7 protein-coding genes and 3 pseudogenes are annotated in these 11,850 nt (G+C 60.6%); 5 read left to right on the top strand and 5 right to left on the bottom strand.

What is annotated here, in order from left to right; genetic code table 11:
• Positions 1-129: 129 nt before the first annotated feature.
• The 3 genes from AC3WQN_RS25095 to AC3WQN_RS25085 all read right to left on the bottom strand — a co-directional run bounded on the left by AC3WQN_RS25095 (position 130) and on the right by AC3WQN_RS25085 (position 3,658).
• Positions 130-2,004: an MFS transporter gene (locus AC3WQN_RS25095; RefSeq protein WP_103402269.1), complete on the bottom strand. Its 1,875-nt coding sequence runs from the start codon at positions 2,002-2,004 to the stop codon at positions 130-132.
• A gap of 84 nt (positions 2,005-2,088) precedes the next feature.
• The gene (locus AC3WQN_RS25090) at positions 2,089-3,240 is read right to left on the bottom strand and encodes a TDT family transporter (protein ID WP_103402268.1); all 1,152 of its coding nucleotides are present in this window, start codon (positions 3,238-3,240) and stop codon (positions 2,089-2,091) included.
• A 106-nt stretch (positions 3,241-3,346) separates the two neighbouring features.
• Positions 3,347-3,658 carry a cupin domain-containing protein gene (locus AC3WQN_RS25085; RefSeq protein WP_095078385.1) on the bottom strand — a complete coding sequence of 104 codons (312 nt, stop codon included), beginning with the start codon at positions 3,656-3,658 and terminating at the stop codon, positions 3,347-3,349.
• A 234-nt stretch (positions 3,659-3,892) separates the two neighbouring features.
• On the opposite strand from AC3WQN_RS25085, the gene AC3WQN_RS25080 reads away from it, so the two are divergent.
• The 3 genes and pseudogenes from AC3WQN_RS25080 to AC3WQN_RS25070 form a co-directional block, all read left to right on the top strand.
• The gene (locus AC3WQN_RS25080) at positions 3,893-7,363 is read left to right on the top strand and encodes a hybrid sensor histidine kinase/response regulator (RefSeq protein WP_103402267.1); all 3,471 of its coding nucleotides are present in this window, start codon (positions 3,893-3,895) and stop codon (positions 7,361-7,363) included.
• A 179-nt stretch (positions 7,364-7,542) separates the two neighbouring features.
• Positions 7,543-7,623, top strand: a pseudogene (locus AC3WQN_RS25075) (hypothetical protein); the annotation flags it as partial.
• A gap of 179 nt (positions 7,624-7,802) precedes the next feature.
• Positions 7,803-7,883: pseudogene (locus AC3WQN_RS25070) on the top strand (hypothetical protein); the annotation flags it as partial.
• 173 nt (positions 7,884-8,056) lie between these two features.
• On the opposite strand, the gene AC3WQN_RS25065 reads toward AC3WQN_RS25070, so the two are convergent.
• A complete protein-coding gene (locus tag AC3WQN_RS25065) occupies positions 8,057-9,421 on the bottom strand; it encodes a DNA recombination protein RmuC (RefSeq protein WP_178081965.1) in 1,365 nt (454 codons plus the stop codon).
• A 175-nt stretch (positions 9,422-9,596) separates the two neighbouring features.
• Positions 9,597-9,920 carry an SEL1-like repeat protein gene (locus AC3WQN_RS25060; RefSeq protein ID WP_103402270.1) on the bottom strand — a complete coding sequence of 108 codons (324 nt, stop codon included), beginning with the start codon at positions 9,918-9,920 and terminating at the stop codon, positions 9,597-9,599.
• Between the two features lie 985 nt (positions 9,921-10,905).
• Between AC3WQN_RS25060 and AC3WQN_RS25055 the strand changes: the two genes are divergently transcribed.
• Together AC3WQN_RS25055 and AC3WQN_RS25050 are read left to right on the top strand one after the other, a co-directional pair.
• Positions 10,906-11,130, top strand: coding sequence for a hypothetical protein (locus AC3WQN_RS25055; RefSeq protein ID WP_007898912.1), 225 nt, complete (start codon positions 10,906-10,908; stop codon positions 11,128-11,130).
• A gap of 277 nt (positions 11,131-11,407) precedes the next feature.
• Positions 11,408-11,767, top strand: a pseudogene (locus AC3WQN_RS25050) (hypothetical protein); the annotation flags it as partial.
• Positions 11,768-11,850: the final 83 nt, after the last annotated feature.

Genomic DNA, 11,850 nt, shown 5'->3' with positions numbered 1-11,850 from the left:
CCCCAAAACAGGGCCGCTTTGCGCCCCAGCGGGAGCAAGCTCCCTCGCCACGGGTACTATGTTCGGCTGGTCTTTGGCTTAACTGATCGGCATTACGTAGACTGCGAGCGTTTTTTTATCCGGCATCCATCAGCGAACCGCTCCCCGCAACTCCCCCACCGCCGCTTGCAACTGCGCCGGCTGTGCCACTTGCGCCGCCATCGGCGGACCGGCGACCAGGGTCACCCGCGACCACAAACGGTGGAAAAAGCCCTTGTCCGGATCGCGACTGAAAAAACTGCCCCACAGCCCCTGCAGGGCCAATGGAATCACCGGCACCGGTGTCTCTTCCAGAATCCGCGTCAACCCGCCCTTGAACTCATTGATCTCACCATCGGCGGTCAGCTTGCCTTCCGGGAAGATGCACACCAACTCGCCATCTTTCAGGTACTGGGCAATGCGCTTGAAGGCACGTTCGTAGATCTGGATATCTTCCTGACGCCCGGCAATCGGAATCGTCCCGGCGGTACGGAAGATGAAGTTCAGCACCGGCAGGTTGTAGATCTTGTAATACATCACAAAGCGAATCGGCCGACGCACTGCGCCCCCAATCAGCAAGGCGTCGACGAACGACACGTGATTGCACACCAGCAACGCCGCCCCCTCATCGGGAATCAGCTCGAGGTTGCGATGCTGCACGCGGTACATGGAATGACTGAGCAGCCAGATCATGAAGCGCATGCTGAATTCGGGGACGATTTTGAAGATATAGGCATTCACGCCGATGTTGAGCAGTGACACCACCAGGAACAGCTGAGGGATGGACAGCTCAGCGAGGCTGAGCAACACCATCGAGACAATCGCCGAAACCACCATGAACAGCGCATTGAGAATGTTGTTGGCTGCGATCACCCGCGCCCGTTCATGTTCCGCGGTGCGTGACTGGATCAGCGCATACAGCGGCACGATGTAGAAACCGCCGAAGACCCCCAGGCCGAGAATATCCAGCAGCACCCACCAGGCATGGCCGAAGCCGAGCACTTCGACCCAGCCATGACCTTGCTCGCTGGGCGCAATACCGCCGGAGTGCCACCACAGCAACAAGCCGAATACGGTCAGGCCAAAGGAGCCAAACGGCACCAGGCCAATCTCCACTTTGCGCCCGGAGAGCTTCTCGCAGAGCATCGAGCCCAGTGCGATACCGACCGAGAACACCGTGAGAATCAGCGTCACCACCGTCTCGTCGCCGTGCATCCACTCTTTGGCGTAGGCCGGGATTTGCGTCAGGTAAATCGCCCCGACGAACCAGAACCACGAGTTGCCGACAATCGAGCGCGACACCGCCGGCGTCTGCCCCAGGCCCAGGCGCAAGGTCGCCCAGGACTGCCGGAAGATATTCCAGTCCAGCCGCAGTTCCGGGCTGGAGGCCGCCGCACGAGGGATTCCGCGGCTGGCCAGGTAACCCAGCACGGCGACACCGATGATCGCCGTGGAGACGATGGGCGCGTAGTCACTGGACGACATCATGATCCCGGCACCAATGGTCCCGGCCAGAATGGCCAGGAAGGTGCCCATTTCCACCAGGCCGTTACCGCCGACCAGTTCTTCTTCACGCAATGCCTGGGGCAGGATCGAGTACTTCACCGGACCGAACAGCGCCGAGTGAGTCCCCATCGCGAAGAGTGCCAGCAGCATCAGCCAAAGATGATCGAACAGGAAACCCACGGCACCAACCGCCATGATGGCGATTTCACCGAGCTTGATCAGGCGGATCAACGCGTCCTTGGCGAACTTTTCACCGAACTGGCCGGCCAGCGCCGAGAACAGAAAGAACGGCAGGATGAACAGTAACGCACAGAGGTTGACCCAGATCGAACGATCACCGTCGAGGGTCAGCTTGTACAGAATGGCGAGAATCAACGACTGCTTGAAGAGGTTGTCGTTGAACGCACCGAGCGATTGGGTGACAAAAAACGGCAGGAACCGCCGTTTGCGGAGCAAGGTGAACTGCGAGGGGTGACTCATCTTCCATGTTCCTGAGTGGCCTGGATGCTCTTATAGGAATGTCACACAGCGATCCAAGCCACAACCATAGCTAAACTTTGCGAACTATTTCTTCAAACCGGCAATGCACGGCGAGACAAACAACTCACCACGCCAGGCGCCCTGCAGCGTGCGCCGGGAAACGATCAACCACATAATTGCCAATGCGATGACCAATACGCTGCCAAAAATACTGAAGAAACTCAGGTTCAGCGTGCTCGCCAGTTTCAGTGTCGCCAGCGAGTAGACCCCCAGAGGGAAGGTAAACCCCCACCATCCGAGGTTGAAGGGGATGCCTTCACGCAAGTAACGCAGGGTGATCAGCACGGCCATGAGCATCCACCACAGGCCAAAGCCCCACAGCGTGATCCCGGCGATCAGGCCCAACCCGGCGGCCACTTCACCGATCCCTGGCAACCCATTGGCGGCGAAGATCGCCGGCGCGTCACCGCCCAGCAGCAACATACCCAGCGCCCCGGTACCAATCGGCCCCAGCGCCAGCCAGCTCGATGCCGCCATGTTCTCGTGGGGCAACTTGTGCAGGGCCATGCGCAACACGAGGATCGTCAGCACACTGAACGCCACCGGCAACGAGAACGCCCACAACACATAGCTGGTGGTCAGCATCACCAGTTGCCCATGAGCGTCGGCCAGGTGCGGCGCAAGCAGCCCGCCACTGGCTGCCGCGACTTCTGCCGCCACTACGGGCAACAGCCATACGGCCGTCATCTGGTCGATGCTGTGTTCCTGGCGGGTGAACATCATGTACGGGATCAGGATGCCGCAGGCCAGCGACATCGCAACGTCCAGCCACCACAATGCCTCGGCCACCGGTACCACGCCCTGCCCCCAGCGGGGCAAACCGAACACCAGCATGCCGTTGATGATGGTCGCCAGTCCCATGGGAATGGTGCCGAAAAACATCGACACGGTGGAGTGCCCGAAAATCCTCCGCGCCTCGTCGAAGAACAGTACCCAGCGCGCCGCATACAGACCACTGAACAGCAGGAACAGGAAGATATTGAACATCCACAGGCCTTCGGCGAAGGCATGCAGGCCGGGGATCGAAACTGGCAGCTGGGCGAGTGCCAACGCCAGCACCCCGGTGCCCATGGTGGCGGCAAACCAGTTCGGGGTGAACTGGCGAATGGCTTCCAGCGGGTGGTGCAAATGACTCAAAGGTCGAACGAGGGTTTGGCTGCTGTTAGGGCATTGCATGATGAACTCCTGTCCTCGGGTGAGGTTGAGTCCATGGTAGAACTGAATCGAATATCTATATAACGGGTAATATCTCTAACTGTTATCTGTTTTGCAGATATAGACCCTAGACACTACCCTCCGCCTCTATCACCAGGACCCGGGCCGGCCCTTGAGGGTGAGCAACATGTTCGGTGCCCACCGCTGCATAGAAGATATCGCCGACCTCCAGCATCGTGGCCTGCTCGACACCGTTTTCCCGATAGCGCATCTGTACTTGTCCATCGAGCACGACAAACACTTCCTGGCCGTCGTTGACGTGCCAGATATAGGGCTGATCGGTCCAGTGCAAACGGGTGGTGATGCCATTCATGTTGGCGATATCCAGCGCCGCCCAAGGGCGGTCACCGGTAAAGGACTGGCTGCGGATAATTTTCATGGCGGGTCGATCCTTCGAACAATCAGAGGGTGGCCAAACGTCAGGTGCCAAGGCTAACTCAATCCCCACTGTCGTGGCTGGCGAAGGTGCCTGCGACAACGGCATTCACGCTGCCGATATCCAGCTGCGACACCCCGCCACGCTGAGACCATGGTCGACACTGACGAAGCCAGTGCATCGTGCGAGACTGTCCGAACGGGCTGGAGTCCCGTGTGTCTTTTGCCGGGAGTTCCCATGTCGCTGTCCAGCGGGCTGATCGCCGCCGTCGCCCTGGCCTATATGGCCATCATGTTCGCCATCGCCTTCTATGGCGACCGCCGCAGTACACCACTGCCGCCGCGAATGCGTGCCTGGGTGTACAGCCTGTCGCTGGCCGTCTATTGCACCAGCTGGACCTTCTTTGGCGCGGTGGGTCAGGCCGCCGAACAACTCTGGTCATTTTTGCCGATCTACCTGGGGCCGATCCTGCTACTGCTGGGCGCGCCGTGGGTCCTGCAAAAAATGGTGATGATCAGCAAGCAGGAAAACATCACCTCGATTGCCGACTTCATTGCCGCCCGCTATGGCAAATCCCAGTCACTGGCGGTGGTGGTGGCGCTGATCTGCCTGGTCGGCGTGTTGCCCTATATCGCCTTGCAGCTCAAGGGCATCGTGCTGGGGGTCAACCTGCTGATCGGTGCCGGCGCCGATGCCATGGGCACCCGCGCCCAGGACACGGCGCTGATCGTGTCGTTGATTCTGGCGCTGTTCACCATCGTATTCGGTACCCGCAACCTCGATGCCACCGAACACCACCGTGGCATGGTGCTGGCGATTGCCTTCGAATCGCTGGTCAAGCTGTTCGCGTTCCTGGCGGTGGGAGCGTTCGTTACTTACGGCCTGTACGACGGTTTCGACGACCTGTTCGACCAGGCCATGCTCGCCCCCCGTCTGGAACAATATTGGAAGGAAACCATCAACTGGCCCTCGATGGTGGTGCAGACCGGCGTCGCGATGATGGCCATTATCTGCCTGCCCCGGCAGTTCCATGTCACGGTGGTGGAGAACATCGACCCCCAGGACCTGCGCCTGGCGAAATGGGTATTCCCCGCCTATCTGGCGCTGGCCGCCCTGTTCGTGGTGCCAATCGCCCTGGCCGGGCAGATGATGTTGCCCAGCTCAGTGCTGCCTGACTCCTTCGTGATCAGCCTGCCGCTGGCCCAGTCCCATCCGGCATTGGCGCTGCTGGCATTCATCGGCGGCGCGTCGGCCGCCACCGGCATGGTGATCGTGGCCAGCGTGGCCTTGTCGACCATGGTCTCCAACGACATGCTGCTGCCCTGGCTGCTGCGCCGCAAGAATGCCGAGCGCCCGTTCGAAGTGTTCCGTCACTGGATGCTGTCGGTACGCCGCGTCAGCATCGTGGTGATCCTGCTGCTGGCCTATGTGGCCTATCGCTTGCTCGGCTCGACGGCCAGCCTGGCCACCATCGGGCAGATCGCCTTTGCCGCGGTCACTCAACTGGCGCCGGCCATGCTCGGCGCACTGTACTGGAAACAGGCCAACCGACGCGGGGTGTTTGCCGGTCTCGCCGCCGGGACCTTCCTCTGGTTCTACACGCTGATCCTGCCGATTGCCGCCCACAGCATGGGTTGGTCGCTGAACAGTTTCCCAGGGCTCGGCTGGCTGCACAGCAACCCGCTGAACCTGCCGATTACCCCACTGACCCAAGGGGTGGTGCTGTCGCTGGCCGGTAACTTCACCCTGTTTGCCTGGGTCTCGGTGCTGTCGCGCACACGGGTCTCGGAACACTGGCAGGCCGGCCGCTTCATCGGCCAAGAGATCAGCGCCCGCCCCAGCGCCCGCTCGATGTTGGCGGTACAGATCAACGACCTGCTGCAACTGGCGGCGCGCTTTGTCGGCGAGGAACGCGCGCGGCAAAGCTTCATCCGCTTCGCTTACCGCCAGGGCAAGGGCTTCAATCCGAACTTGAACGCCGATGGCGAATGGATTGCCCACACCGAACGCCTGCTGGCCGGTGTACTGGGGGCCTCTTCGACCCGGGCCGTGGTGAAGGCCGCCATCGAAGGCCGGGAAATGCAGCTCGAGGACGTGGTGCGAATTGCCGACGAAGCCTCCGAAGTGCTGCAGTTCAACCGTGCACTGCTGCAAGGCGCGATCGAGAACATTACCCAAGGCATCAGCGTGGTCGACCAGTCGCTCAAGCTGGTGGCCTGGAACCGTCGCTACCTCGAACTCTTCAACTATCCGGACGGCCTGATCAGCGTCGGCCGGCCGATTGCCGACATTATTCGGCACAATGCCGAACGCGGCCTGTGCGGCCCCGGCGAAGCGGAAGTCCACGTCGCCCGACGCCTGCACTGGATGCGCCAGGGCCGTGCCCACACCTCCGAGCGCTTGTTCCCCAATGGCCGGGTGATCGAATTGATCGGCAACCCGATGCCAGGTGGCGGCTTTGTCATGAGTTTCACCGACATTACCGCGTTCCGTGAAGCCGAGCAGGCGCTGACCGAAGCCAACGAAGGGCTGGAGCAGCGAGTCACCGAGCGCACCCATGAATTGTCGCAACTCAATGTCGCCCTGACCGAAGCCAAGGGCACCGCCGAACTGGCCAACCAATCCAAGACCCGCTTTCTCGCGGCAGTCAGCCACGACCTGATGCAACCACTGAATGCGGCGCGCCTGTTCTCCGCCGCCCTCTCCCACCGCGATGAAGAGCTGTCGCCCGAGACCCAGCAACTGGTGCAGCATCTGGACAGTTCGCTACGCTCGGCCGAGGACCTGATCAGTGACCTGCTCGACATCTCGCGCCTGGAGAACGGCAAGATCAACCCGGACCGCAAACCGTTCGTGCTCAACGAGCTGTTCGATACCCTGGGTGCCGAGTTCAAGGCATTGGCCCGCGACCAGGGCCTGGAATTCCGCCTGCGCGGCAGCCACCTGCGGGTCGACAGTGACATCAAGCTGCTGCGTCGCGTGCTGCAGAACTTCCTGACCAACGCCTTCCGCTACGCCAAAGGGCCGGTGCTGCTGGGCGTGCGCCGCCAAGGCGAGCAGTTGCGCCTGGAAGTCTGGGACCGGGGCCCGGGCATTCCGGAAGACAAGCGCCAAGTCATCTTCGAAGAGTTCAAGCGCCTCGACAGCCACCAGACCCGAGCCGAAAAAGGCCTGGGCCTGGGCCTGGCGATTGCCGACGGTTTATGCCGGGTGCTGGGCCATCGACTGCACGTGCGTTCCTGGTCTGGCAAAGGCAGCGTGTTCAGTGTCAGCGTACCGCTGGCCCGCGCTCAAGCCAGTGCGCCCGGTAAAGTGGCGGAACTCAACGGCCAGTTGCCGACCGGGGCACAGGTACTGTGCATCGACAACGAGGACAGCATTCTGATCGGCATGAACAGCCTGCTCTCGCGCTGGGGTTGCCAGGTGTACACGGCGCGCAATCGTGAGGAATGTGCCGCCCTGCTCAACGACGGCATGCGCCCGCAACTGGCACTGGTGGATTACCACCTTGACGAGGGTGAGACTGGCACCGAACTGATGGCCTGGCTACGCACCCAGCTGGCTGAGCCGGTACCGGGCGTGGTGATCAGTGCCGATGGCCGACCGGAGATGATTGCCCAGGTGCACGCGGCAGGCCTGGACTACCTGGCCAAACCGGTGAAACCGGCGGCGCTGCGCGCCTTGTTGAGCCGGCATTTGCCGCTGTAGTCGACACACCGAGGAAAGGACAGCCAACCCGTGGCGAGGGAGCTTGCTCCCGCTCGGTTGCGCAGCAACCGTAAAACCGATGGTTGCAGTGTGTCTGAGACAACGGGCTGGACGCTTTCAGGGGCGCTTCGCACCCCAGCGGGAGCAAGCTCCCTCGCCACAGGGAAACCCTATTACCCGCTCCAGGCCTGGACTACCTGGCCAAACCGGTGAAACCGGCGGCGCTGCGCGCCTTGTTGAGTCGGCATTTGCCGTTGTAGTCGACACACCGAGGAAAGGACAGCCAACCCGTGGCGAGGGAGCTTGCTCCCGCTCGGTTGCGCAGCAACCGTAAAACCGATGGTTGCAGTGTGTCCGAGACAACGGGCTGGACGCTTTCAGGGGCGCTTCGCACCCCAGCGGGAGCAAGCTCCCTCGCCACAGGGAAACCCGATTGCCCGCTCCAGGCTTGGACTACCTGGCCAAACCGGTGAAACCGGCGGCGCTGCGCGCCTTGTTGAGTCGGCATTTGCCGTTGTAGTCGACACACCGAGAAAGGGACAGCCAACCCGTGGCGAGGGAGCTTGCTCCCGCTCGGTTGCGCAGCAACCGTAAAACCGATGGTTGCAGTGTGCCTGAGACAACGGGCTGGACGCTTTCAGGGGCGCTTCGCACCCCAGCGGGAGCAAGCTCCCTCGCCACAGGGAAACCTGATTACTCGGGCAATTCGGCCAGGCCGTCCACATCGGTCATCGCCCGCTCCAGCAAATCCGCCGGCAGGCTCTTGCTGGCCCGGGCGCCCAGCAGCTTGAGCTGCTCACTACGGCTGACCAGGTTGCCGCGACCCTCGGTCAGCTTGTTGCGCGCGGCACTGTAGGCTTTATCCAGCTGCTGCAAGCGATTGCCGACCTCGTCCAGGTCTTGAATGAACAGTACAAACTTGTCGTACAGCCATCCTGCACGCTCGGCGATTTCCCGCGCGTTCTGGCTCTGCCGCTCCTGCTTCCACAGGCTGTCGATGACGCGCAACGTGGCCAGCAACGTGGTTGGGCTGACAATCACGATGTGTCGATCGAAAGCTTCCTGGAACAGGTTCGGCTCGGCCTGCAAGGCTGCCGAAAAAGCGGCCTCGATGGGCACGAAGAGCAACACGAAGTCGAGACTGTGCAGACCGTCCAGACGCTTGTAGTCCTTGTCGGACAGACCTTTGACGTGGTTGCGCAGCGACTGCACGTGCTGTTTGAGTGCGGCCTGGCCCACCGCCGTGTCGTCAGCGGCGACATACTGCTGATAGGCCGTGAGGCTGACCTTGGAGTCGACCACTACCTGCTTGTCGCCAGGCAGGTAAATCAGCACGTCCGGCTGGAAGCGCTCGCCATCCGGCCCCTTGAGGCTGACTTGCGTCTGGTACTCACGGCCCTTCTCGAGACCGGCGTGCTCCAGCACCCGCTCAAGAATCAGCTCGCCCCAGTTACCCTGGGTTTTCTGGCCCTTGAGCGCGCGCGTCAGGTTGGTCGCTTCATCGCTCAACCGCAGGTTCAGTTGCTGCAAGCGCTCCAGTTCCTTGGCCAGCGAAAAACGCTCGCGGGCTTCGGCCTGATAGCTTTCCTCGACGCGTTTTTCAAAGGATTGAATGCGTTCTTTCAACGGATCGAGCAACTGCCCCAGGCGCTGCTGGCTGGTTTCGGCAAAGCGCTGCTCGCGCTCATCGAAGATTTTCCCGGCCAGTTCGGCAAACTGCGCGCGCAGCTCGTCCCGTGAGCCCTGCAGGTCGTTCAAGCGCTGTTGATGGCTTTCCTGCTGCTCGCGCAACTCGGCATGGAGTGAGGCGGCCTGGGCGTCCAGGCGTCGCAATTCGGTTTCCTTGCTGCTGCGCTCGAGGTTCCAGGCATGGGCCGCGTCACGGGAATTGTCACGCTCGATCTGCAACAGCTCGACTTCACGGCGCACGGCAGCCAGGTCGGCTTGCTTGGCGGCGTTGGCCTGCCCCAGGTCACTGATCTCATCGCGGCAGGCATCGAGCTGTGCATTAAGGCCGTCCTGCGCCATCTGCGCAGTGCTCAGGCGCTCTTGCAGCAGTGAAAACCCGGACTGTGCCAAACCCAAGCGTCGTTGCAGCTGCCACGCCAATACCAGCAACGGCAATGCAGCGCCCGCCAGCCCCAGCAACACACTGGTCAAGTCCACAGCCATGACGACTCCCGCCGAAGAATTAAAGCCCGAAGGTTAACCAAGCCATCGAGGCTTGGACAGCTCAGTCTTCGATCTGGCCCAATTCGCGCTGGGCACGCCGGTCCCCGGCCCGAGCGGCCTGGCGCAGCAGGTCCTGGCCTATGCGGCGGTCCCGGGCATTGCCGCACTCGCGGCACATCAACTGGCCCAGGCGACCTTGCGCCGCCACCACACCTTCACGGGCCGGCGCCTTGAGCAAGTGGCCGGCAAGATGCTTGACGTTCGGGTTTTCCCCCAGGCGCGGACTGTCGAGCAACCATTCGGCCACACGCATCGTAAAGCGCTTGGGCGGGGTAACACTTGAGGGTACGTCGGTAACAGAGGTTGATACTGAGCGAAACTTCATAAAGCACTGTGGGGCAGACCGGAAGGCGCGCAACTTTACTCCTTTTTTCGTACAGGTAAAGCCGAAAAAAACCCTGCACGCCCGTCCTAGAGCAAGCGCTCGGGACAATCCACAGAAGCTGTGGATAACTCAGTGGACAACCCGCCCCGAACTCGCCAGAAGCCTTGTGGAATGGGGCCTGCGTTCAAACTGACGCTTTTTTCACCAGTAAAAAAAAGCGATGTTTTTCATTGACTTAAACTTTCACTACAGGCACCCACTGTGCTTGAGGGTGAAATGACAGAGTGGTGACAGCCTGCGCAACTAATGTGCACAAGTCCCGATGAGGCGGTTATATCTGCGCACTTTTTTCGTGCGGATGACAGCCAATCCGTAACACCCGGAGCGGCTGTCCGCCGTTCAACCCCCGCTTGAAGCCGTTACCTCCCCGCATTCGTTGTCACAATTGTGTGCTGTCCCGCCGTGGCGCCGATTGACCGCTGGCTACCGAAGACCCCAGGACCTGTAACCAAATGTTTTTCGCCTAACACACTTCCATTCCACAATTCAATCCGTTAGTATCCCCGGCGTTAGTACCAAGCTGAAAGTCAATTCTGGTCGAACGACACCCGCGGTATACCTTCCCTAAAGAGAAGCCTCTACCGACACCACGGGATCGACCACCTCGATGGTTTCCAGGTAATGCTCGCGGCAACACAGCCTTTGAATCGAATGCAAAGGGTGTTGCGAAGCTCACTTACTCTGACCGAACCAACCTGCAAATTGATCAGGATCTTCACCCCGGGCCCAGAACCTTTGCCCTTGATGTGTTGCCTGCCCTCCTAAGTACCTACCTGCCGGCCCAAGCGCGCAAAAATCATAGCGCTTCAACTGGCTGCTTTGTTCCAGTCGGGTTCTTCGTTCGATCAATGGTGATCGACGTTACTGGAACGTTTTAACGTTGCACGGTTCTTATCCGTGTCATTTGTAGGAACACCTAATAACTATGTCTACTCAAATCCACACTCAGGATGCCATTCGCACCCTAACCAACGCCTTCGCACCAATGAACTGCCTGATCATGGCCGCTCGCAAAGGCTGCTTCAGCTTCACCCTGGTCAACGAACACGGCATCGCTCGTCACAGCGAACGCCTGTACCCCGACCAGTACTCCAGCGCCGAGCCGCTGCAGGCCGTGATCGAGCGTACCCGTCAGGCACTGGTTGCCTGAAACGCCAGAAAGGCTGAAAACCCTGAAAGCCCTGCTGAAAATGCAGGGCTTTTTATTGCCCGATGTTTCTCCAGCCGCGGTTACGGCTTAAGTACCAACCGGTATAAGGTTTATAACTGGAAGCCGTAAATATTTTAAAAACAGTCCTTTACAGCGCGAAATTGACACTAGACTTCAACTCAAGCGGCCTGATCCGCTTCCGGCGAGCCTGAGTCAACCCACTGCTGCCAAGCCCACCCATTCAGGTATCGCCGCCCATTTCACATTCGAGGGTTTTATGGGTATCGCCGCCAGCGAACTGTGCCGCTTTGTGATCCGCCCCACGCTCATTTATCTGGGGCGCCACAGCACGACAGCTGAAGCCTTGCTACTGGGGGTCGCCGCCAGTCAATCCGCCCTGGGTTCCGCCCTGCATGACCGCCGTGGACACGGCCTGTATCGGATTGCCGAACTCCGTCACCAGGCACTCTGGGATCACTACCTGGCGCGGGATCCCGATCGCGCCAGCCTGGTGCGTGGCCTCGCCAGCCAGCACGCCTTTCTCAGCGGCCCGCACCTGGAACTGACCGTCAACCTGCGCTACGCCACCGCCATCGCCTGGTTACTGATAGAAGAACAAAACACTCCCCTCCCCGAAGCAGATTGTTTGGACCGGGGACATGGTGGACACATGTTCGGAGACATGGTGGACAGTTAACGAAGCCGTTTACCTGATATTAC

It is taken from the genome of Pseudomonas sp. FW300-N1A1 (assembly GCF_058789115.1).
Note: the sequence above shows the minus strand (reverse complement) of the source record. Positions and strands in the feature narration are given on the sequence as shown.